This window comes from Kocuria tytonis, assembly GCF_003226895.2.
Lineage (GTDB): Bacteria > Actinomycetota > Actinomycetes > Actinomycetales > Micrococcaceae > Kocuria > Kocuria tytonis.
In genome coordinates, this window is record NZ_PNJG02000003.1 from 164,053 (window position 1) to 185,987 (window position 21,935).

The window sequence follows — 21,935 nt, forward strand, 5'->3', positions numbered from 1 at the left end:
CGGGCGAGCCCGGGGTGGTGAGCAGCTCCGGGGGCGGGGTGGGCGTGGGCGGCGGCCGGGCGGCGGCGTCGCCTATCGTGGGGGCGTGATCGAGACACCCCTGAGCGAGTCCCTGTGGAACCCCGGCGAGCGGCCCGAGCCCGCGGTGGGTGAGACCCCCGCGGCCTACCGCCCCGAGCCGTACGCGCTCGCGGCCGGTGCCGCCAGCGGCGAGGGCACCGAGCGCCGCGGGGACACGGACGTGCACGGGCAGAAGCGCAACCTCGTGTTCCCGGCGCTGCCCGAACCTCTGCCGCACCCCGTGGTGGACAACCACACGCACCTGGACATGCAGGACGGGCTGGTGCGGGTGTCCGTGGCGGACGCCCTGGCCACCGCGCGGGACGCCTCCGTGACGGGGCTCGTGCAGGCGGGGTGCGACGTCGAGTCCTCGCGCTTCGCGGTGGCCGCCGCCCAGGCCGTGCCCGGTGTGCTGGCGGGAGTGGCGCTGCACCCCAACGAGGCGCCGGAGCTCGCCCGGGCGGGAAAGCTGGAGGAGGCGCTGCGGGAGATCGACGCGCTGGCCGCCCGGGACCGCGTGCGCGTGGTGGGGGAGACCGGCATGGACCGGGCGCAGACCCCGGAGGAGGGACGCGCGGCGCAGGAGGAGTCCTTCCGGGCGCACCTCGAGATCGCCGAGCGCCACGGGCTGGCCCTGCAGATCCACGACCGGGACGCCCACGAGGACGTGCTGCGCATCCTGCGGGACGCCGGAGCCCCGGAGCGCACGGTGTTCCACTGCTTCTCCGGGGACCCGGAACTCGCGGCGGTGTGCAACGAGAACGGCTGGTACATGTCCTTCGCGGGGACCGTGACGTTCAAGAACGCCAAGCCGCTGCAGGCCGCGCTGCGGGTGGCCGATCCCGCGCTGGTGCTGTGCGAGACGGACGCCCCGTTCCTCACGCCCCACCCGTTCCGGGGCCGGCCCAATGCCCCGTACATGGTCAACTGGACGGTGCGGGGCATGGCGCAGCTGCTGGATGCGGACCTCGAGACGCTGTGCCGGCAGATCTGGGAGAACTCGGTGGCGGTGTACGGGGAGTTCTGAGGGGCGGGCCGCGGCCCGAGACGCGTGGGGAGAGGTTCTGTCGGGATTTTCACGCAAAAGCGGGGTAAAACCTCTCCTCAGACGTCGCCCCTGCGCGGGTGGCCGGTGTGCCCGTGAGCTCGCCTGAGCCCGCGTTCCAGCCACTCCAGCCAGGCGGCGCGCCGCCGGGGGTCGCGGAGGTCGTTGTACACCAGGACCCGCACGGCCCAGCCGAGGTCCCGGAGCACTTCGAGGCGGTGCATCTCGTCCCTGTACGCCGCGAAGTCCGTGGCGTGCACCCGGCCGTTGAACTCGAGGGCGAGCTTCGGCTCGCGCCACGCGGTGTCGAGGTAGCGCGTTCCGTACTGGGTGCGGACCTCCAGGTTCATCTCCGGCACCGGCAGGCCCGCGGTGACCACGATCAGCCGCAGCAGCGTCTCCATGGGGGACCACGTGTTCGCCGCGGTGCGCCCCAGCGCCACCCGGACGGCTCGCACGCCACCGGAGTGCGGAGGCATCAGGTCCAGCGTGCGGCGGACGACGTCCGGGGTGCAGGTCACGGGCTGGAACCACGGTGGTTCGGAGAACGCCTCCGGGGCCCACGGGCGCTCGGCTCCTCGCGTCACGGGAGCCACGCCAGGGCCCTGCGAGCACGGTGGATCAGGTGGCACCCTGCCACCCGGCGGCATCAGGCCACCCCGCGGGGTCGGGCGTCCCGGGGTCGGACGACCCGGTGTCGGGCATCCCTGGGCGGTGGGGAAAACCCGGGTCACGGGCCCGGCGCTGAGGAGGGCGTCCAGCGTGGCGGTGATGGCCCAGCTCTCCATCATGGGCGCGGCTGTCACGAGTGCTTCGACCGGATCCACGAGGGGCGCGCCCCACGCACCGAGCACCGTGGGGGTCCCTGACGACCTGCTGAGGCGCACCTCCGGCAGGTGGGAATGGAATCTGGTGACGTCCCACGCCAGATGCGCCGTGGCACTCAGATGACGCTGGAGGTTGTGACCATGTGGCGGTCGTCGGCCCCGCAGCACGGTGCGGACCCAGCCGTGGCCGGCGGGAATCGGGAGCCCGAGCAGCTGCAGCGCCGTGAGACCGGTCAACCTGAGCGGTGACCGGGCGGACGAGAGGTGCTGCCGCATCAGCACCGCGCGCTGTAGAGGCGTGGGCGGGGAGTCGGAGAGGCACCACACCCCTTGGGCGATCCGGTGGGCACGGGGTGCTGCCCGGAGCCGGTCCGTTCGGCCGCCGGCGGAGGCGGTTGTGAGGAGCCGGGGCAGGGGCTGGTTGGGTGTCGGATCAGTGCGCACGAGGGCACGCTAGCCATGCCGCCCTCGGGCAGGAAGTGGACGGAACGTGATGTGGAGCGAGGCGGCCGCCTCGAGGGCGCAACGTCTGAGGAGAGGTTCTGACCCGTTTTTTGCAGAAATCCAGGGCAGAACCTCTCCTCAGGCCACACCACGTAGGTGGAAGTGCCCCGCCGGGCTCGCCCCGTAGGATTGTCCGGTGACCGAGCACAGCACAGCCGGCCCGCTGCTGGGGCCCGCGGAGATCAGGGAGCTCGCCGAGCAGGCGGGGATCCGCCCCACCAAGACCCTGGGTCAGAACTTCGTGATCGACCCCAATACCATCCGCCGCATCGTGGCGGCGGCGCAGCTCGGGCAGGACGAGCACGTCCTGGAGGTGGGGCCCGGGCTGGGGTCGCTGACCCTGGGGCTGCTGGCGGCGTCGTCGGCGGTCACGGCGGTGGAGATCGACCCGCCCCTCGCGGAGCAGCTGCCCGCGACCGTGGCCCGGTTCTTCCCGAGCGCCGCCCCGCGCCTGCACGTGGTGCGGGACGATGCCGCCCGCGTGCGGGAGCTGCCCCACGAAACCGATCCGACCGCACTGGTGGCCAACCTGCCGTACAACGTGGCCGTGCCCGTGCTGCTGCACGTCCTGGAGACCTTCCCGAGCATCCGGCACGGGCTGGTGATGGTCCAGGACGAGGTCGCGGACCGGCTGGTCGCGGGGCCGGGCTCGCGCGTGTACGGGGTGCCGTCCGTGAAGGCGTCGTGGCACGCGCGGGTGAGCAAGGCCGGGGTGATCGGCAAGAACGTGTTCTGGCCCGCGCCCAAGATCGCCTCGGGTCTCGTGCGCTTCGAGCGGCGGGACCCCCCGGTGGCGCAGAGCATGCGGATCCCCACGTTCGCCGTGGTCGACGCCGCGTTCGCCCAGCGGCGCAAGACCCTGCGTGCCGCGCTGAGCGGCTGGGCGGGCTCCGGCGCGCGCGCCGAGGAGATCCTGCGGGCCGCCGGGATCGACCCGACCGAGCGCGGGGAGAAGCTGCGGGTCGCGGACTTCGCGCGGATCGCGGAAACCGCCAGTGCGCTGGCCGCCGACGACGTGGACCCGCCCTTCACCCCCGCGGAGCACACCCCGGAGCGGGTCCCGGACCGCGCCCTCGCGCCGGACGACGACGCTGCCCGCGCCCCGAGCGCCCCGGCCCGGGTCCCCGCGGCGCCCGGGCAGCAGGAAGCCACGGGCGCCGCGCCCGGGCGGACGGCGCGCGCCGGTGACGATCCGGAGGACCGGGCGTGACCGCGGCATGCCGGCGGGTCACCGCGAGCGCACCGGCCAAGACCAACCTGGTGCTGCACGTGGGCAGCCCCTCCCCGGACGGGTACCACCCGCTGGAGACGCTGTTCGTGGCCGTGGACCTGCGGGAGACCGTCACCGTGACGCTGGACCCGGCCCTGGCACGGCGGGACGCGGGCATCACGGTCACGGTGGAGCCGGCGCCGGGCAGCGAGTACGCCCGCATGGTGGCCGAGGGCAGCGCGCGGCTCGCGGACGTGCCGCTGGACGCCGGGAATCTCGCGGTGCGGGCTGCGCTCGCGGTGTGCGAGGCGTTCGGTGCGCCCGTTCCCGGACTCCGCGTGCACCTGCGCAAGGCCGTGCCCGTGGCCGGTGGGATGGGTGGTGGCTCCGCGGATGCGGCCGCCGCCCTCGTGGCCGTCAACGACCTGCTGGCCGGACACCTGGGCGCCGCGCCCCTGCCCGCGGAGCGGCTCGCGCGGCTCGGCGCGGCACTGGGTGCGGACGTGCCCTTCATGCTCCTGGGGGGAGCGGCGATCGGCCGCGGCACGGGCACCGAGCTCACGGCCGTGCCGGGCCCCTCCGGACTGCACTTCGTGTTCGTCCCGCAGGACCAGGGGCTCTCCACCCCGGCGGTGTACCGGCAGTGGGATGCCGAGCACACTGTGGCCAACGCGGCGTCCGGCACCGGGTCGGCTCCGGACCCGGTGCCCGCGGAGGCGCTCGAGGCCCTCGCGGTCGGCGACCCCGAGCGGCTGGCCGCCCGGGTGCGCAACGACCTGCAGGCTCCGGCCATCCGCCTGCTGCCCGAGCTCGAGGGCCTGCTCAACCACGGTGTGGACCTCGGGGCGCTCGCGGGCTGGGTGTCCGGTTCGGGGCCCACCCTTTGCTTCCTGGCGGCGTCCGGGACCGCGGCCCGAAACCTGGCCGGGCAGTTCGCCCATGAACGCCGTCACGCCCTCGCGGTGGCCGGCCCCGTTCCCGGCGCGCGGGTGGAAGCACGCGGATGAACCCGTGACCACGGGTGGTGCGGGGCACAATCGGGAGCGGACACGTGCGTCACCACGGTTTCGAGAACCGGCGCACGCCCGGGACCGCGCGTTCCGGTGCGGCGACCGGGTGAGGAGTCACCTTGGCCATCCGACCGCAGCAGGTCCGTCCCGTCCCCGAGCCGCTCGTCGCCGCGCTGGAGTCCCTGCAGCGCGAGCTGGACATCCCCGCGGACTTCCCGGCCCCGGTGCACGACGCCGCAGCGGCCGCCGCCGCCTCGCCCCGCCTCCCGTCCCTGGACCGCACGGACCTGGGCCTCGTGACGATCGACCCCGAGGGGTCGCGGGACCTGGACCAGGCGGTGTTCGTCGAGGCCGCCGGGGACGGTTTCACGGTGTGGTACGCCATTGCGGACGTGGCCGCGTTCGTCACCCCGGGAGACCCCGTGGACCTGGAGTCCCACCGGCGGGGCCAGACCCTCTACGCCCCGCACCACCGCACCCCGCTGCACCCGCCCGAGCTCTCCGAGGACGCGGCCAGCCTGCTGCCGGACCGGGTGCGTCCGGCCGTGCTGTGGCGGCTCGGGCTGGACGCGCGCGGTGAGCTGCGCGGCACCTCGGTGGTCCGCGCGCTCGTGCGCAGCCGGGCGCAGCTGAGCTACCGGGAGGTCCAGGATGCGCTGGACGCGGGCACGGCCGAGACCCCGCTGCGGCTGCTGCGCACGGTGGGGCTGCTGCGGGAGCGGATCGAGCGGGAACGCGGCGGCGTGAGCCTGCGGATCCCCGAGCAGGAAGTGGTGGTGGAGCAGGAGCAGTGGTGGGTGGTGCACCGCAGCGCCCTGCCGGTGGAGGGGTGGAACGCGCAGATCTCCCTGCTCACGGGGATCGCCGCCGCTCACCTCATGCTGGACGCGGGCGTGGGTCTGCTCCGGACCCTGCCGCCCGCGACCGATGCGGCCATCCGGAAGCTGCGCGTGACCGCGGAGGCGCTGCGGATCCCGTGGCCGCAGGGTGTGTCCTACCCGGAGTTCGTGCGCGGTCTGGATCCGGCGACCGGAACCCACGCGGCCATGCTGCACGCGTGCACCCTGCTGTTCCGCGGAGCGGGCTACGAGGCGTTCCAGGGGCGGCCGCCCGAGAACCGGGAGCACTCCGCGCTGGCCACGCCCTACGCGCACGTGACCGCACCGCTGCGTCGCCTCGTGGACCGGTACGGCAGCGAGGTGTGCCTGGCCGTGAGCGCCGGGCAGGCCGTACCCGAGTGGTCGCTGCAGGCGCTGGCCCGGCTGCCCGCGGAGATGGAGTCCTCCGGGCGCAGGGCCTCGGCCTACGAGCGGGGGATCGTGAACATGGTGGAGACCCTCATGCTCTCGGCGCACGTGGGCCAGGAGTTCACCGCCACGGTGGTGGAGGTCAGGGAGGACGGCTCGCGCGGGACCATCATCATCCGCGATCCCGCCGTGGAGGCGTCCCTCAAGGTCCCCGGCCTGGAGCTGGGAAGTGAGATCCGCGTCCGGCTGCTGAACGCCTACGTCGCCGCCGGCCGCAGCGAGTTCGAACTCGTTCCGGGCGGGGCCGGCTAGGACGCCGTCCGCGACGCGATGCGTGGTCCCGGGCGGCGGTCACCCGGCGGGCCTACAGTGGAAGGGTTACCGCAACCACCAGGAGGTCGACATGTCCGTCGTGAAGATCAATGCCATCGAGGTGCCCGAGGGATCGGGCCGCGAGCTCGAGGCGCGGTTCGCCGCCCGGAAGCACTCCGTGGACGGGGAGCCCGGGTTCGAGGGCTTCCAGCTGCTGCGTCCGGTGGCGGGGGAGAACCGCTACTACGTGGTGACCACGTGGGCCACGCAGGAGGACTTCGAGGCGTGGCGGGACGGCAACGCCAAGGCCGCCCACGCCGGAGGGGATCGCAAGCCCGTGGCCACCGGGGCGTCCCTGCTGGAGTTCGAGGTCGTGGACCTCGACAGCGCCGGGTGACTCCGGCGCCTCGACCCCGTGCTGCCCGCACCGAGCCGTTGGCCGGGGGCGGGCAGCCCGCAGCAGCATGAAACGGGTCATGCCACGGGCCGCACCACGCGGTGGCCGTGGGACCGAACCGCAGAGGAGCCCCACCATGACAGACACGATCGCCGGCATCGCCGTGCCGGACACCGCACTCACCCGTGACGTCACGGAGTTCATCCGGGACACCGAGGACGACCTGCTCTACCACCACTCCCGCCGCGTGTTCTTCTTCGGGGCGCTGCTGGGGCAGGTGCAGGAGATGAGCGTGGACCACGAGCTGCTCTACGCGGGCGCCATGTTCCACGACCGCGGGCTGACCGAGGACCACAAGGACTCCACCCTGCGCTTCGAGGTGGACGGCGCGAACGAGGTGTTCGAGTTCCTCATGGAGCGCGGCGCCTCCCGGGAGCGGGCGCACAACGCGTGGCTCGGCATCGCCCTGCACACCACTCCCGGGGTCCCCGAGTTCCTGACCCCCGAGGTCGCGCTCGTGAGCGCCGGGGTGGAGACGGACGTGCTCGGGATGCACTTCGACGAGCTCAGCGAGTCCCAGCGGCGGGCCGTGGTGGCGGCCCACCCCCGCCCGGACTTCAAGAACCGCATCCTCCGGGCGTTCCACCACGGCATGGAGCACCGTCCGGGCTCCACGTTCGGCACCATGAACGCGGACGTGCTCGCGCACTTCGATCCGGAGTTCACCCGTGACGACTTCGTGGAGATCATCAGGACCAACGACTGGAGCGAGTGAGTCCCACGCGCTCCCGGTCCGCTCACGGCCCCGCTCGGAAGAACTCCGGGCGGGGCCGCGATTTTGCCGGGCGGCCCCGAGACGGAATAATGAGAATGGTTATCATGTAGTCCGCACGCCGTTCGCCGTGTCAGGCCCCGGGGACCCGGGGCGGTGCGTCCCGCGAGACCCCGGACGTCGTGCGGGCCGCCGCAGCCAGCACCACCCAGGGAGGCCTCGTGGAACCGGTCGACGTCATCGCAGTGGTGGGCGGCTGCGCCCCGGAGCGCGCGGGCTTCGCGCGGGAGGTGGCACGACACGCCGGGCGCATGCTCGTGCCGGCCCAGCGGCTCCGGCTGGCCCCGGACCCCGTGCTGGAGGCCGTCTCCCTGGCGCCGTGGTGCTCCCGTGCGGAGGGAGCGCTGCTGGAGTTCCCGGAGGGCACGGACGTCACGGAGGTGATCGCGGCAACGGCCGCACCGGGCGCCGGGACGTCGCTGACCGGGGTGCTCTGCGTGGTGGACGCCTCCCACCTGCTCGCGGACCTGCACCGGGAGGACTGCGTGATCCGTCCCGCGCTGCCGCACGCCGGCCCGCGCCACGTGGCGAGGGCCCTGACCACCGTCATGGACCTGGAGTTCGCCTCCACCGTGGTGCTCGTGAACTGGGAGCCGCTGAGCACGCCGGAGCTCTCCACGGTGCTGGCCCTGGTCAACCACCTCGGCCCGCGCGCCCGCCTACGCCTGCACCACGGCGGGCAGGAGCGCTGGCTGCGCGAGCTGCCCGCCCGCGGCGAGGGCTACGACGTCACCCAGGAGCGCTCCCGCTGGGTCACGCTGCTCAACGGCGAGCACGATCCCTATATGACGGACCCGCGCGTGAGCGCCGTGCACTACGAGAACGTGCGCCCGCTGCACCCCGGCAGGCTCGAGCACCTGCTGGACCACCGGGTCGAGGCGGGGGAGTTCGGGACCGTGCTGCGCTCCGCCGGGTTCTGCCGCTTCGCCACGCGCCCCCACCTGATCGTCCGCTGGAACCGCGTGGGCCGGATGAGCTGCTTCTCCCCGTTCGCCCGTGACGAGGACCTCGGGGAGGGCCACGAGCTGCTCGCCCTCGGGCAGGACCTCGGGATCATCGGGCTGGACCTGCGCGTCACCGCGCTGCGGACCGCCCTGGACGACGTCGCGCCGACCGACGACGAGTTCGCCGCCGGTCCCGCCGCGTGGTCCCGGTTCGCGGACCCCTTCCCGGCGTGGCCCACGGTGAACGGCCACGCGGACCGACGCGGCCCGCGGACTGGAGGGCACCGGGGGCGCCCGCCGCGCGGAGCTACTCGAGCGCCTCGCCGAGTTCGAGCCAGCGCAGCTCCAGCTCCTCGATCTCGTCCTGGAGCCGGGACTTCTGCGCCGCGAGCGCGCCGAGCCCCTCGAAGTCGGACGGGTCCGCGGCGGCCATGGTGGCGTCCAGCGCCTCGGTTTCCTTCTGCAGCTTCTGCAGCTTGCGCTCGACGGCGCCCAGTTCCTTCTGCGCAGCCCGCGCCTCGGCGCCGCCGAGGGCGGGGCGCGCGGGAGCCGGGGCCGCGGCGTCGTCGGAACCGGTGGGCGCTCCGGCCCCCGACCCGGAGGCAGCACCGGCCAGGGGGTTGGAGGCACCGGCGGAGCCCGCCGCGGTGCCCGAGGCCGCCGTGGCGGAGAGCCGCAGGTACTCCTCCACCCCGCCGGGCAGGTGCCGGAAGCGGCCGTCGACCACCGCGTACTGCTGGTCCGTGACGCGCTCCAGCAGGTAGCGGTCGTGGGAGACCACCAGCAGCGTGCCGGGCCAGGTGTCCAGCAGGTCCTCCATGGCGGCGAGCATGTCCGTGTCGAGGTCGTTGGACGGCTCGTCCAGGATCAGCACGTTGGGCTCGTCCAGCAGGATGAGCAGCAGCTGCAAGCGCCGCTTCTGCCCGCCCGAGAGGTCCTTGACCGGGGTCTTCAGCTGCGCGGAGGTGAACCCGAGCCGCTCGAGCAGCTGGGTGGGGGTCATTTCCCTGCCGCCGGTGACGTAGGAGGTCTTCTTCCGGGCGACGACGTCCGAGACGCGGTCGTCCGCGATGTCCTTCAGCTCGTCCAGCTGCTGCGTGAGCGTGGCGATCTTCACGGTCTTCCCGCGCTTGACCCGCCCGGAGGTGGGCTGCACGTCCCCGGTGACCAGCCCGAGCAGGGTGGACTTGCCGGCGCCGTTGACCCCCAGGATGCCGGTGCGCTCGCCGGGGGCGATGAGCCACGTGATGTCCTGCAGCACGCGGGTCTCCCCGGCCGGAGCGCCCTCCGGGGCGGGGAAGGAGACCGAGACGTCCTCGATGTCCACCACGTCCTTGCCCAGCCGGGACACGGCCATCCGGGACAGCGACACGGTGTCCCGGGGCGGCGGGACGTCCGCGATCAGGGTGTTCGCCGCCTCGATGCGGAACTTCGGCTTGGACGTGCGCGCCGGTGCCCCGCGGCGCAGCCACGCGAGCTCCTTGCGCATCAGGTTCTGGCGCTTCTGCTCCACCACCGCGGCCTGGCGGTCGCGCTCCACGCGCTGCAGCACGTAGGCGGCGTACCCGCCCTCGAAGGGCTCCACCGTCCGGTCGTGCACCTCCCACGTGTCCGTGCAGACCGCGTCCAGGAACCACCGGTCGTGGGTCACCACGGCCAGCGCGCCGGAGTTCCGCGACCAGCGCGAGTTCAGGTGCTTCGCGAGCCACGTGATCCCGTCCACGTCCAGGTGGTTGGTGGGCTCGTCCAGGAAGATCACGTCCCAGTCCCCGGTGAGCAGGCTCGCGAGCGCCACGCGGCGCCGCTGCCCGCCCGAGAGCTGGCCCACGGGGGTGTCCCAGTCCACGTCCGAGACCAGGCCCTCCACCACGTCCCGCACCTTCGGGTCCGCGGCCCACACGTAGTCGGGGACGTCGCCCACCACGGCGTGGCCCACGGTCTGGTCCGGGTCCAGGGTGTCCGCCTGGTCGAGCATGCCCACGGTGGTCCCGGAGCGCACCGTCACGCGCCCGGAGTCCGGTGGGATCCGGCCCGCGAGCAGCCGCATCAGGGTGGACTTCCCGTCCCCGTTGCGGCCCACGATGCCGATCCGGTCGCCCTCGTCGATCCCCACGGTGACCGCGTCGAACACGGTCTTGGTGGGGTACTCGAGATGGATGTTTTCTCCGCCGATCAGATGAGCCACCCGCCAAGGATACAAGCGCGCCGGAACCGGGACGGGCGGCGTCGTGGGCCCGGGCGAGGGTGCCGCCGCCGCGGCGCGCGGTCCCCGCGGCCCCGCCCGCGCGGGCAACCGCCGGTGCGGCATGGGAGACTGACGGGCATGCAGGAAACAGGTGCGGGGCGAGAGCTCGTGGGAACCGTTCTGGACGACCCCCAGGATCTGACGGCCGCGGTGGCGCGCGTGCGCGAGACCCCCGGCCCGGTGGAGCTCACCATTGGGAGTGACCGGCCGGTGGGCCCGCACCTGGGATCCATCGTGCGCCGACAGGCGGGGCAGCAGCTGCACGGTGCCGGGGCGCAGCCGCTGCTGCTGCGCGCGCCGGTGGCCGTGGACGACGACATCCCGGACGAGGGCGTGATCGCCGCGGTGGACGACGCCCTGGGACTGTGCCGCGGTGTGGGCGCTGAGATGCTCGTGCTGGCCCTCGGCGGGCTGTCCCACCGCGGCCGCCAGCGGCAGCGGCTGTACTCCATGCTGGCCGCGCTCGCGGAGGCCGCGTCCCACCACGGGGTCCGCCTCACGGTCCAGAACAGCAGCGTGGTGGAGGAGGTGCTCATGCTCCTGGCGCTGCTGGACCGCGAGTTCGAGCAGGGCACGCTGGAGGTCACCTCCCCGGGGGTCACCTCCATGGCGTGGGACGTCTCCCGCTCCCGTGCCGCCGGGCAGTCCGACGACGACGCCTGGCAGCACGTGCACCGCGCCGCGGCCCGCGCGCAGGTGCTCGTGCGGGGAGTGGACGAGCGGGAGCTGAGGACGCTCGACCGCACCCTTCCCGGCTTCCACGAGGACCGCGTGGAGGGGCGGATTCTGGCCGTCCTGACGCGCTGAGCGCAGGTGCTACAGTGAATTTTCGTGTGCCCACGGGCGCGCATCCCCTGTTGGCGCCCGCGGGTGGCAACGCTCCGCCATGGTGTAATTGGCAGCACACCGGCCTTTGGAGCCGTGAGTCTAGGTTCGAGTCCTAGTGGCGGAACGCACGACACATCGAGGCGCAGATGGCCCCCACCGCCTCACGAGCACCCAGAGGAGTCTGGTCCGTGAGCACCGCTGACACCGCCACGAACGGGGAGAACCCCGCCGCAATCATCGTCCTGGCCGCCGGCAAGGGCACGCGCATGAAGTCCAAGACGCCCAAGATCCTGCACGAGATCGGCGGCCGCTCCATGCTCGCCCACGCGCTGAAGGTGGCCGGTGAGCTCGAGCCCGGACGCATCGTCGCGGTCATCCGCCACCAGCGGGACCTCGTGGCCGAGCACATCGCCTCCGTGGCGCCCGGGGTGCTGACCGCCGACCAGTCCGACGTCCCCGGCACCGGCGCCGCGGTGGACGCGGGACTCGAGGTGCTCGACGCCGGGACCCCCGTCTCCGGGACCGTCCTGGTCACCTACGGGGACGTCCCCCTGCTCACCGCGGACACCCTGCGCGGCTTCGTGGCCCACCACGACCGGCACGGCAACGCCGTCACGGTGCTCACCGCGGACCACCCCGAACCCGGCAAGTACGGGCGCATCCTGCGGGGCGAGCAGGGCCGGTTCACGGAGATCAAGGAGTTCAAGGACGCCACCGACGCCGAGCGCACGGTCACCGAGGTCAACTCCGGGATCTTCGCGTTCGACGCCGCCGTGCTGCGCGACGCGCTGTCCCGCGTGGACACCGACAACGCCCAGGCCGAGAAGTACCTCACGGATGTCCCCCGCCTGGCGCGGGAGGCCGGGCACCGGGTGGACGCCCTGAAGATGACCGACTACATGGAGCTCGAGGGCGCCAACGACCGCGTCCAGCTCGCGGCACTCGGCCGCTACCTCAACCAGCGCACGCTCGAGCGTCACATGCGCAACGGGGTGTCCGTCGTGGACCCCGCCACCACGTGGATCGACGACACCGTGGAGCTCGAGGCGGACTCCACCGTGCTGCCCGGCACCCAGCTGCACGGGCGCACCCGGGTGGCGGAGGACGCCGTCGTGGGCCCGGACACCACCCTCACCGACGTGACCGTGGGCCGGGGTGCCACCGTGACCCGCACCCACGGCAGCGAGTCCGAGGTGGGCGCGGGCGCCACCGTGGGGCCGTTCGCTTACCTGCGCCCCGGCACGGTGCTGGGGGAGGACGGGAAGATCGGCACGTTCGTGGAGACCAAGAAGGCCACGATCGGGCGCGGCTCCAAGGTCCCGCACCTGTCCTACGTGGGGGACGCCACCATCGGTGAGAACTCCAACATCGGTGCGGCCTCCGTGTTCGTGAACTACGACGGCGTGGCCAAGCACCACACGACCATCGGCAACGACGTGCGCATGGGCTCCGACAACATGTACGTGGCACCCGTGACCGTGGGCGACGGCGCCTACTCCGGGGCCGGGACCACGGTGCGCAAGGACGTCCCCGCGGGCGCCCTGGTGCTGACCGAGGGCAGGCAGGTCATCGTGGAGGGGTGGGTGCGCGAGCACCGCCCCGGCACGGCCGCGGCCCGCGCGGCGGAGGCCGCCCAGCAGTCTGACCGCGAGGACCGCGCCTGAACCCCGGCGCACCGCGAGCAGTGATCCAGCAGGAATTCTAGGAAAGCGAGTTCACATGACCGGCATCACCAACACGGGTTCGAACCGGATGGTCCTGCTCTCGGGCCGGGCGCACCCCGAGCTCGCCGAGAACATCGCCGGCGAGCTGGGGACCGAGCTGGTCCCCACGGACGCCTACGACTTCGCCAACGGGGAGACCTACGTCCGCTTCGGCGAGTCCGTGCGCGGCGCGGACGCGTTCCTGATCCAGTCCCACCCCGCTCCCATCAACCAATGGCTGATGGAGCAGCTCATCATGCTGGACTCCCTCAAGCGGGCCTCCGCCAAGTCCATCACCGTGGTGAGCCCGTTCTACCCCTACGCCCGCCAGGACAAGAAGCACCGCGGCCGCGAGCCCATCTCCGCCCGGCTGATCGCGGACCTCTACAAGACCGCCGGTGCGGACCGCCTGATGTCCGTGGACCTGCACACCGCGCAGATCCAGGGCTTCTTCGACGGCCCCGTGGACCACCTCATGGCCATCCCCCTGCTGAGCAACTACGTGCGCTCCGTGGTGGACGTGGACAACGTGACCGTGGTGTCCCCGGACACCGGCCGCGTGCGCGTCGCCGAGCAGTGGGCCGAGCGCCTGGGCGGTGCACCGCTGGCGTTCGTCCACAAGACCCGTGACATCACCGTGCCCAACCAGGCGGTGTCCAAGGAGGTCGTGGGCAACATCCAGGGTCGCACGTGCGTGCTCATCGACGACATGATCGACACCGGCGGGACCATCACGGGTGCCGTGCAGGTGCTCAAGGACCAGGGCGCCAAGAACGTGATCATCGCCGCCACGCACGCCGTGTTCTCCGGCCCCGCCGTGGAGCGGCTGGCCACGTGCGGAGCGGACCAGGTGGTCGTGACGGACACCCTGCCCGTTCCCGAGGAGCACACGTTCGAGAACCTCGAGGTGCTCTCGATCGCCCCGTTGATCGCCCGCGCCATCCAGGAGGTCTTCGAGGACGGCTCGGTCACGAGCCTGTTCAACGGCCACTCCTGACCGGTCCGCCCCTACGGATGAAGCCGCCCACGTCGTGTGACGTGGGCGGCTTCTTTCACGGTGACCGCGGTCCCCGGGGGCTTCCCGCAGCGGCGGGCTGCTCGGCGGGTCTGCGGGCGGGCGGCCCCCGGGAGCACCGTGGCGGCCCGGGGCCTGCGGGCCGCCACGGTGCCGCGTCAGCGGGACCGGACCGTCACAGCCGCACCACCCGGACCCTGCCGTTCGCGGTGTCGTACCCGATCATGCAGCCGTTGGAGAACGTCTGGCGGATCTCGGTGCCGCGGCGGTACTCGTCCGTGACGGGGAAGCCCGCCCCGCGCTCCATGCCGAGCTGGGCCCAGCGCTTGCCGATCGCCCCGTACTCCTTCACGGCGTAGGACCCGCGCGAGGGAGTCCACATGACCTTCGTGGCCTGACCGGACGGGGTGCGGAACACCTGGTAGGCCCCACCGGGGATGGAACGCTCCTCGGCGACGGGGAAGCCGTACCCGCGTTCACTGCCGGCCTTGAGGAACTTGGCGCCGATGCTGCTGGTGGCACGGAGCATGTGCGCCCCGGTGCGGGGGTGCCAGTAGGCGATCGAGCGCACGCCGTTGCGGGAGAACTGCTGGTACCTCCCGCCGAAGGCGGCGTCGCTCTCCGCGGAGGTGGGCGGTCCCCACGTCGCGGCGCCCCCGGTCCGGTTGTAGACCGTGGCGATGCCGCCCCGGACGGTGTAGCCGGCGGGCCGTCCGCCCAGCGGCGTGTAGGAGGACGAGGACGCGAGGGACTGGAACTGCGCCCATGAACCGCCGTACACGTTGGAGTCGCCCGAGAACGGCCCGTTGTCCGAGAACTGCCACAGGTCGTGGCGGGACCAGCCGTTGGGCATGTACGAGGGGTACTGCACCCCGTACGAGGCGAGGTGCAGCGGGTGGTTGTTGAACTGGGCGGTGTTGCCCGTGCACGTGGCCCACCAGTCCGCGGTGGTGTAGATCGCGGGCAGCCGGCCGGTGCGCTGCTTGTACCGGTCCGAGAAGGACTTGATCCACGCGTTCGTCTGCGCGGCGGACATGTTGTAGCAGGTGTCGCCCAGCACGGAGTACGGGTTGTACTCGATGTCCAGCAGCCCGGGCAGGGTCCTGCCGTCCGCGGACCACCCCCCGCCGTTGTTCACGAAGAAGTCCGCCTGCTCGGCACCGGAGGACTGGCTGGGGAGCGCGAAGTGGTAGGACCCGCGGTTCATGCCCACCGAGTAGGAACCCGTGTACTGGTCGGCGAACGCCTCGGAGGCGTAGCCGACACCTTCGGTGGCCTTGACGTACGCGAAGCGCGCACCGTTGGCGTACTCCGCGCTCCAGTTGACGGCTGCCTGCCATCCCGAGACGTCCATCCCGGCGATGCCTGCGGGGCGCCAGGTGCCGGAACGGATCGACAGGGACATGGAACCGGCGGGTCCCACACCCGCGGCCTGGGCGGAGGCACTCGGGGTGCCTTTGGGGGACGCGCCCGTCGAGGGCCGGGCCGGGGTCGCGCGCGACGGCGTCGCGCTCGCGGGTGCGCCACCGGCACCCAGGACCTCGGTCGCGACCTTGTCCAGCTCTTTCTCGGACTGGGGGGAGAGGCGCGCGGTCTCGGCCATGGACTTGAACTTCTGGCCCATGGTGGCACCGGGGTTCTTGTCACCGGTCCTCGGCGGTGCCGCGGGGAGCTGCGGGTCCTCGACGACCGTCTTGAGCTCGTCGGTCTCCACGGAGACCACGTCACCCCTGTCGGGGTTGAGGTTCTGGTGCGGATCGTCGGCGGCGGCGGCCGGCAGGAAGGTGGTCAGCGCCAGCACGGCCGCGGTCACGGCGGCGGGCAGCATCGTTCTGTGGGGGGAGGTCATACGTGAAGCCTTTACTGCGTGGGGGGAGTCGCTCGGCTCGGGGGGGAAGGGGAGCGACCTGGGGGGACGCAGTTGAAAGTGTAGGTGTTCACATGGAAATTCCACGTATCCCATGCCGAAATGTGAACGACCGGCGCACGTCGCGGCGGGGAATGGAGGGATCCGGGGACCACCGGGACCGGTCAGTAGGCGCCGTCGGAGGCGAAGACGGCACGGACCGTGCGCAGCATGATGACCATGTCCTGCACGGGGGACCAGTTCTCCACGTAGTAGAGGTCCAGGCGCACGGTCTGGTTCCAGTCCAGGTTGGAACGACCGGAGACCTGCCACAGGCCCGTGATCCCGGGGCGGACGCGCAGCCGGCGGTAGACGTGCTGCTCGTACTTGTCCACCTCGCTGGCGAGCGGGGGGCGGGGCCCCACCAGGGACATCGTGCCGTTGAGCACGTTGATGAACTGTGGCAGCTCGTCCAGGCTGTAGCGCCGCATCCACCTGCCGGGTCTGGTCACGCGGGGGTCGTCCTTCATCTTGAAAAGAACGCCGCCGTCGGACTCGTTGGTGGCCAGCAGAGCGGCCTTGCGCTCCTCCGCGTCCGTGTACATGGAGCGGAACTTGAGCATCTTGAACCGGGTGCCGTCGATCCCCACGCGTTCCTGCGCGAAGAACGCGGGACCGCCGTCGTGCAGCCTGACCAGCAGACCCAGCACGAGCATCAGGGGGGACAGGATGATCAGCGCGCTCAGGGAGCCCACGATGTCGATGAGCCGTTTCACGATCTTCTTCGCCCGCGTGAAGCGGGGCGTGGCCACGTGGATCAGGGGCAGCCCGGCCAGCTGGGTGGTGTGGATCCGGGGGCCGGCCACGTCCGTGAGACCGGTGTTCATCACGAGGCGGATCCGCTCGTCCGCGAGTGCCCACCCCAGGTGGCGGATCTCGGTGGTGGTCAGCGGCACGGAGGCCGCCATCACCAGCGTCTCGACGTCGTGCTCCCGGCATGCCTGCACGATGCCCTGCACGCTGGGGCGCTCCTCGGCGGCCAGGGCGTTGGCGGGCAGCCGCACTGCCTCGAGGGACGCCGGGAGCCGGTGGTGCGACGCGGGCATGTAGACCGCCACGGGGTCGAATCCCGCGTCCGGGCGGCTCTGCAGCTCACCCACGAGCTCCACCGCGCCCGGGAAGCGGCCCACCACCATGGTGCGGGACATGTTGAGACCGGCCGCGCGGCGTCGCATGAGCTGGCGCCGCGCCCACATGCGGCCCACCAGCAGGGCCACCGTGCCCAGGGGCAGCGCGATCAGGATGTAGCCGCGGGCCGTGGGGACGCTCAGCGCGTAGGAGGCGATGGCGATGGCCGCGAACAGGGTGAGGGACGCCGTGACGAGCTGCTTGGCCTCCTCGGCGCCGTTGCCGATCAGCCGGACCCCGCGGGTGCCGCGCAGCTCCAGCCAGATCCACCAGACCACCGCCAGCAGGAGGCCCACGAGCCAGTACGGAACGGGCAGGTCCTCCACATGCAGCAGTCCCTGCAGCCACCCGAACCGCAGCCCCTGCGCCACCGCCAGGGCCACGACGAGCGAGAGGGCGTCGTAGACTCGCAGCTCCCGCTGGTAGTTCTCACGCCACGAGATGTGCCTGTACTTGTGCTGTGCTTGCTGGAACACGGTCGACGAACCTTCCCCCACAAAACCGTTCGACGGCGAGACGCCCCACGCGCTCGCTCGGGTGCCCGGACCGGATCAGAGGCGGTCCTGGCACCACGGTGTTCATCTCCCCCGAGATTTACGCCCGCTAATTCTCAAAGATACCCTCCCACATGCTCGAATATCCTCCCGTTGCATGAATTGGTACGCAATTGTGGACAGATGACGGCCCGCGTCGTGGGCATCCGTGGCCCGGTTGGGGGTCAACGGTCACCGGGGTCCTCCCCGGCTGCCGAGTGACCCCCGGGACATTCGAGTCGCCCACCGCCGATCCCGCCGGCGGGCCCGGTCCGGCCACCTACGGCGGCCCGCCCGCGAGCGGGCGAGGAGAACGCGACCTCCTCGAGGGGATCCGCGCCGTAGGTCGGCCCGCCCGCGAGCGGGGGAGGAAAGCCCTGCCGTGGTACTCTGACCGGGTTGCCAAGGCGAGGGGGCGGTGCCACCGCCCCGTTATCGACGACGGCCTGTGGATCCTTGCGATCCGCCGCAACCGGTGTGTGCTTCCCGGGCGGCGGGCACGCGGGTGCCGCACCGCGTCGGTCGGAGTTCGTCCGGACGCGTGGTGCGCCGAGCACCGCGCGGCATCGGACGGTCTGACGGTAACCACACCAGACCCACGATCGAAGGAGAACCACCATGGTGGACGTCATCACCATCCCCGCGACCCTGCGCACCGAGTTCGGCAAGGGCTACTCCCGCCGCGTGCGCGCCAACGACCAGATCCCCGCCGTGATCTACGGCCACGGTGCCGAGCCGTTGCACGTGATCCTGCCCGGCCACGACATGATGCTGGCCTCCCGCAACCCCAATGCCGTCCTGGAGATCAACGTGGACGGCGAGGGCCACCTGGCCATGATCAAGGAGGTCCAACGCCACGCGGTGCGTCCCGAGATCCTCCACATCGACCTGCTCACGGTCCGCCGTGGCGAGCGCGTCGAGGTCGAGATCCCCGTGACCGTCGAGGGCGAGGTCGCTCCCACGGCCATCCACAACGTGGAGGAGAACGTCCTGGTGGTCGAGGCCGACGCCCTGAAGGTTCCCGAGCACGTGGTCATCGACATCGAGGGCCTGGAGGTCGGCGAGCACGTCTACGCCAAGGACGTCACGCTGCCCTCCGGTGTCACGCTCGTGTCCGACCCCGAGCTGCTGGTCATCAACGTCTCCGAGCCCGTGGAGCAGGACCTGGGTGAGGAGCCCGCGACCGAGGGTGAGGAGTCCGAGGGGGAGACCTCCGAGGAGTCCACCGAGGAGACCTCCGGCGACGACGAGTAGGACCTTCCCGTCCGCCGCTCACCTCGTGTCGAGCGGCCCGGGTGACGACGGCGGTGGGCGCCATCACGGGCCCGCCGCCGTCGTCGTACCACCGGCGCCACGAGGCGCGCGGTGACCACACGCTCTCGAGGGCTCCCGAGGAACCCTGCGGGGGCCACGACAGCGGCTCGACGTCCGTGCGACGGCGGCGCCCGGGACGAGAGCGGTGCGCGGACGGGTGGAGCGGATCCACCCGGGCGGCGCCGCGGACGAGGAGCACGAGATGACGGATCGCACCCTGGTGGTGGGCCTGGGCAACCCCGGTGACCGGTACGCGGGCACCCGGCACAACATCGGCGCCATGGTGGTCGCGGAGCTCGCCGCGCGCGCGGGATCGGTGCTGTCCGCCCACAGGGCGCGGGCGCTCGTGGCCGAGACGCGGCTGCGCCCGGGGGCACCGCGGCTCGTGCTGGCGCGGCCCACGAGCTACATGAACGTCTCCGGGGGGCCCGTCAGCGCGCTCGCGAAGTACTACTCCCTGGGCCTCGAGGACCTGGTGGTGGTCCACGACGACATCGACCTGCCGTTCGGGGCCGTCAAGCTCAAGCGCGGGGGCGGGGAGGGCGGCCACAACGGTCTGCGCGACATCACCAGGGCGATGGCCGGCAAGGAGTACGTGCGGGTGCGCGTGGGCGTGGGGCGTCCGCCCGGCCGCATGGACACCGCGGACTACGTGCTCAAGCGCTTCTCCGGCGCGGAGGCCAAGGAGCTGCCGCTGCTGGTCTCCGACGCCGCCGACGCCGTGGAGCTGCTCGTGGAGCAGGGGCTCACCGCCGCGCAGCAGCACTTCCACCCGCGCAACCCGGCCTGAGCGGGTCCGCGCACGAGGGGCAGGACGACGACGGCGCCCCCTCCCGGTCGGAAGGGGGCGCCGTGGCGCGGCGTCGGATCAGTCCAGGGTGTCCGGGTCGTGTCCGGCGGCGCGCATGGCCTTGTACTTGGCGTTGCGCGGGGCCACCAGGGCCGCGCCGATGAGTGCCGCGAGCAGTGAACCGCACAGGATGCCCACCTTGGCGTGATCGCTGTGCGGGCTGCCCTCGCCGAAGCTCAGCTCCGCCACGAGCAGCGAGACCGTGAAGCCGATGCCGGCGACGATCGTCATGCCGAGCATGTCGAACCACGTGTAGTCCCGGTCCTTCTCCGCGGAGGTGAAGCGGTCCATGAGCCAGGCCGCACCGAAGATGCCGATGGGCTTGCCGAGCAGCAGACCCGCCACGATGCCCAGGGCCACGGGGTCCGTGGCCGCGGAGCTGATGCCCTCCCAGCCGCCCACGGCCACACCCGCGGAGAAGAAGGCGAACACCGGGATGACCAGGCCGTTGGACAGGGGGCGGAAGCGGTGCTCCAGCGCGGGTGCCAGGCCCATGCGCGGGTCCTCCTGCCGGATGACGCGCGGCTTCTGCTTCAGGACCGGCACCATGAAACCCAGGAGCACGCCGGCGATGGTCGCGTGGATGCCGGATTCGTAGACCAGCCACCAGGTCACCAGGCCGATGGGCAGCAGGATGACCCACGCGGCCCAGTGCTGCGCCATGAACCAGCCCATGTACTTGTGGGTCAGGAACCAGAACAGGCCCAGCAGCACGGCGGCGCCCAGCAGGAACGGGAACTTCACGCTGTCGGTGTAGACGAACGCGATGATGGCGATCGCGATGAGGTCGTCCACCACGGCCAGCGTCAGCAGGAACGTGCGCATGGCCACGGGCAGGGACGAACCGACCACCGCGAGCACGGAGACCGCGAAGGCGATGTCCGTGGCGGTGGGGATGGCCCAGCCGTGCAGTGCCGTGGGCTCACCCCCGGCGAAGAGGTTCACGCCCAGGAAGATCAGCGCGGGGACCAGCACACCTCCGGCGGCGGCCACCACGGGGAGGATGGCCTTGCGGATGTTGTGCAGCTCACCGTCCACGAACTCCGTCTTCAGCTCCAGGCCCGTGAGGAAGAAGAAGACCGCGAGGAGCCCGTCCGAGGCCCAGTGGCCCACGGTGTGCTGCAGTCCGGCCACGCCGCCCGGGCCGACCTCGGCGTCACGGAGCCCGAAGTAGAAGTCCCCCCACGGGGAGTTCGCGATCACGAGGGCCAGCACCATGGCGATCAGCAGGAGGAGCCCGCCGGTGGTGTCCCGGCGGAGGAAATTGGTGAAGGGCCCCCCGGTGTCGGAGGCCGTCTGCGTGTCCGTGCTCAAGGCGAGTAACTCCCAACGCGCGGCCCACGGGTGAGCCGCGATTGTCGTGTCGAATGGGGGATGGCCGGGCGGCACGCGTGCCGCCCGGCCATCCGCGGCCGTGCTGCGGGGCTCAGTGCTCCGCGATCCATGCTTCGGCCTGGCGGGCCTGCAGGGTCAGCGCCTTGCCGATGTAGGGCTCGGCCGTGGCGGCGATCTTCTTCCCGACCAGCGGGATGTTCGCCTGGACCTCCCCGGAGACGTCCACCGAGGTCTCCTGCTCGCCGAGGGGCTTGATGTTCTGGGTGGCGGTGGCGCCCACGGGCAGGCCGCCGGCCTTGATCTCGCTGCGCACGGCACGCGAGCCGTCCGCGGCGGGAGCGTCGTAGGTGTCCACCTGGGTCAGCTTCACGCCGTTCTTCACGAACTTCTTGACGGCGTCCGGCAGCTTGTCGGAGCCCATGCTGCGCACGGTGGTGGCGGTGAACGCCGTGGCGGTGTCCCCGTTGACCTCGAAGGACTCGAACTGGGTGCCGGCCAGCTCGCTGACGTGGCGCACGAACGCCTCGTCCACGAACGTCTTCAGGACGGTGTCCACGGGGGCCTTGATGGTGGTGGATGCCTTGACGGACATGGTGCTCCTTCTGGATCGGTACCGGTTCGTCGGATCCCGCGCGGCATGACGGCCGGCGCGGGCGCTGCACTCATCCTAGTCGCGACTTGCCCGCACGC

At 72.0% G+C, this 21,935-nt stretch carries 17 protein-coding genes, 1 tRNA gene and 2 pseudogenes; 13 read left to right on the plus strand and 7 right to left on the minus strand.

What is annotated here, in order from left to right:
- The first annotated feature begins 88 nt into the window (after nucleotides 1–88).
- Nucleotides 89–1,087, plus strand: coding sequence for a TatD family hydrolase (locus tag C1C97_RS09950; RefSeq protein ID WP_407657276.1), 999 nt, complete (start codon nucleotides 89–91; stop codon nucleotides 1,085–1,087).
- A gap of 77 nt (nucleotides 1,088–1,164) precedes the next feature.
- Here C1C97_RS09950 and C1C97_RS09955 read toward each other — a convergent pair whose 3' ends face one another.
- Complete coding sequence (locus C1C97_RS09955; protein WP_147406072.1) at nucleotides 1,165–1,692, minus strand: hypothetical protein; 528 nt, start codon at nucleotides 1,690–1,692, stop codon at nucleotides 1,165–1,167.
- Between the two features lie 880 nt (nucleotides 1,693–2,572).
- Between C1C97_RS09955 and rsmA the strand changes: the two are divergent.
- The 5 genes and pseudogenes from rsmA to C1C97_RS09980 all read left to right on the plus strand — a co-directional run.
- Nucleotides 2,573–3,454 (plus strand): annotated as a pseudogene (gene rsmA / locus C1C97_RS09960) (16S rRNA (adenine(1518)-N(6)/adenine(1519)-N(6))-dimethyltransferase RsmA); the annotation flags it as partial.
- A 188-nt stretch (nucleotides 3,455–3,642) separates the two neighbouring features.
- Nucleotides 3,643–4,653, plus strand: a complete 1,011-nt coding sequence (locus C1C97_RS09965; protein ID WP_110920998.1) for a 4-(cytidine 5'-diphospho)-2-C-methyl-D-erythritol kinase — start codon at nucleotides 3,643–3,645, stop codon at nucleotides 4,651–4,653.
- A 122-nt stretch (nucleotides 4,654–4,775) separates the two neighbouring features.
- A complete protein-coding gene (locus C1C97_RS09970; RefSeq protein WP_121031621.1) occupies nucleotides 4,776–6,215 on the plus strand; it encodes an RNB domain-containing ribonuclease in 1,440 nt (479 codons plus the stop codon).
- A 91-nt stretch (nucleotides 6,216–6,306) separates the two neighbouring features.
- Nucleotides 6,307–6,612, plus strand: coding sequence for an antibiotic biosynthesis monooxygenase family protein (locus C1C97_RS09975; protein WP_110920544.1), 306 nt, complete (start codon nucleotides 6,307–6,309; stop codon nucleotides 6,610–6,612).
- A gap of 136 nt (nucleotides 6,613–6,748) precedes the next feature.
- Nucleotides 6,749–7,387 (plus strand): HD domain-containing protein, encoded by a 639-nt coding sequence (locus tag C1C97_RS09980; protein WP_121031622.1) that lies wholly within the window; start codon nucleotides 6,749–6,751, stop codon nucleotides 7,385–7,387.
- Between the two features lie 130 nt (nucleotides 7,388–7,517).
- Here C1C97_RS09980 and C1C97_RS12605 read toward each other — a convergent pair whose 3' ends face one another.
- Nucleotides 7,518–8,081, minus strand: coding sequence for a hypothetical protein (locus C1C97_RS12605; RefSeq protein ID WP_233542880.1), 564 nt, complete (start codon nucleotides 8,079–8,081; stop codon nucleotides 7,518–7,520).
- A 148-nt stretch (nucleotides 8,082–8,229) separates the two neighbouring features.
- On the opposite strand from C1C97_RS12605, the pseudogene C1C97_RS12610 reads away from it, so the two are divergent.
- Nucleotides 8,230–8,490, plus strand: a pseudogene (locus C1C97_RS12610) (GTP-binding protein); the annotation flags it as partial.
- A 205-nt stretch (nucleotides 8,491–8,695) separates the two neighbouring features.
- Here the strand turns inward: C1C97_RS12610 and C1C97_RS09990 are convergent.
- Complete coding sequence (locus C1C97_RS09990; RefSeq protein ID WP_121031624.1) at nucleotides 8,696–10,573, minus strand: ABC-F family ATP-binding cassette domain-containing protein; 1,878 nt, start codon at nucleotides 10,571–10,573, stop codon at nucleotides 8,696–8,698.
- A 138-nt stretch (nucleotides 10,574–10,711) separates the two neighbouring features.
- Here C1C97_RS09990 and C1C97_RS09995 point away from each other — a divergent pair, with 138 nt between their 5' ends.
- From C1C97_RS09995 to C1C97_RS10010, 4 genes are all read left to right on the plus strand, one after another.
- On the plus strand, nucleotides 10,712–11,440 hold the full coding sequence (locus C1C97_RS09995) for a hypothetical protein (protein WP_121031626.1): 729 nt from the start codon (nucleotides 10,712–10,714) through the stop codon (nucleotides 11,438–11,440).
- A gap of 73 nt (nucleotides 11,441–11,513) precedes the next feature.
- Nucleotides 11,514–11,585 (plus strand) — tRNA-Gln (locus tag C1C97_RS10000).
- Between the two features lie 64 nt (nucleotides 11,586–11,649).
- Nucleotides 11,650–13,125: a bifunctional UDP-N-acetylglucosamine diphosphorylase/glucosamine-1-phosphate N-acetyltransferase GlmU gene (gene glmU / locus C1C97_RS10005; RefSeq protein ID WP_121031628.1), complete on the plus strand. Its 1,476-nt coding sequence runs from the start codon at nucleotides 11,650–11,652 to the stop codon at nucleotides 13,123–13,125.
- 55 nt (nucleotides 13,126–13,180) lie between these two features.
- Entirely contained in the window at nucleotides 13,181–14,161 is a 981-nt protein-coding gene (locus C1C97_RS10010) for a ribose-phosphate diphosphokinase (RefSeq protein WP_110920549.1), read from the plus strand.
- Between the two features lie 193 nt (nucleotides 14,162–14,354).
- Here C1C97_RS10010 and C1C97_RS10015 read toward each other — a convergent pair whose 3' ends face one another.
- Nucleotides 14,355–16,028, minus strand: a complete 1,674-nt coding sequence (locus C1C97_RS10015) for a GH25 family lysozyme (RefSeq protein ID WP_121031630.1) — start codon at nucleotides 16,026–16,028, stop codon at nucleotides 14,355–14,357.
- A gap of 182 nt (nucleotides 16,029–16,210) precedes the next feature.
- Entirely contained in the window at nucleotides 16,211–17,689 is a 1,479-nt protein-coding gene (locus tag C1C97_RS10020) for a sugar transferase (RefSeq protein WP_110919229.1), read from the minus strand.
- 675 nt (nucleotides 17,690–18,364) lie between these two features.
- Here C1C97_RS10020 and C1C97_RS10025 point away from each other — a divergent pair.
- Both C1C97_RS10025 and pth read left to right on the plus strand, forming a co-directional pair.
- Nucleotides 18,365–19,000: a 50S ribosomal protein L25/general stress protein Ctc gene (locus C1C97_RS10025; protein ID WP_110919230.1), complete on the plus strand. Its 636-nt coding sequence runs from the start codon at nucleotides 18,365–18,367 to the stop codon at nucleotides 18,998–19,000.
- A 262-nt stretch (nucleotides 19,001–19,262) separates the two neighbouring features.
- Nucleotides 19,263–19,850, plus strand: a complete 588-nt coding sequence (pth, locus tag C1C97_RS10030; RefSeq protein ID WP_110919265.1) for an aminoacyl-tRNA hydrolase — start codon at nucleotides 19,263–19,265, stop codon at nucleotides 19,848–19,850.
- Nucleotides 19,851–19,928: 78 nt separating this feature from the next.
- On the opposite strand, the gene nhaA is transcribed toward pth, so the two are convergent.
- Nucleotides 19,929–21,224, minus strand: coding sequence for a Na+/H+ antiporter NhaA (gene nhaA, locus C1C97_RS10035; RefSeq protein ID WP_121031632.1), 1,296 nt, complete (start codon nucleotides 21,222–21,224; stop codon nucleotides 19,929–19,931).
- Nucleotides 21,225–21,336: 112 nt separating this feature from the next.
- Entirely contained in the window at nucleotides 21,337–21,837 is a 501-nt protein-coding gene (locus tag C1C97_RS10040) for a DUF2505 domain-containing protein (protein ID WP_110919232.1), read from the minus strand.
- Between the last annotated feature and the right edge of the window lie 98 nt (nucleotides 21,838–21,935).

Bases quoted from the DNA above. Each gene is read 5' to 3' on its own strand.
- C1C97_RS09980 (WP_121031622.1), top strand. From the start codon at position 6,749: ATGACAGACACGATCGCCGGCATCGCCGTGCCGGACACCGCACTCACC.
- C1C97_RS10040 (WP_110919232.1), bottom strand. From the start codon at position 21,837: ATGTCCGTCAAGGCATCCACCACCATCAAGGCCCCCGTGGACACCGTC.
- C1C97_RS10015 (WP_121031630.1), bottom strand. From the start codon at position 16,028: ATGACCTCCCCCCACAGAACGATGCTGCCCGCCGCCGTGACCGCGGCC.
- C1C97_RS09995 (WP_121031626.1), top strand. From the start codon at position 10,712: ATGCAGGAAACAGGTGCGGGGCGAGAGCTCGTGGGAACCGTTCTGGAC.
- C1C97_RS10010 (WP_110920549.1), top strand. From the start codon at position 13,181: ATGACCGGCATCACCAACACGGGTTCGAACCGGATGGTCCTGCTCTCG.
- C1C97_RS09975 (WP_110920544.1), top strand. From the start codon at position 6,307: ATGTCCGTCGTGAAGATCAATGCCATCGAGGTGCCCGAGGGATCGGGC.
- C1C97_RS10025 (WP_110919230.1), top strand. From the start codon at position 18,365: ATGGTGGACGTCATCACCATCCCCGCGACCCTGCGCACCGAGTTCGGC.
- pth (WP_110919265.1), top strand. From the start codon at position 19,263: ATGACGGATCGCACCCTGGTGGTGGGCCTGGGCAACCCCGGTGACCGG.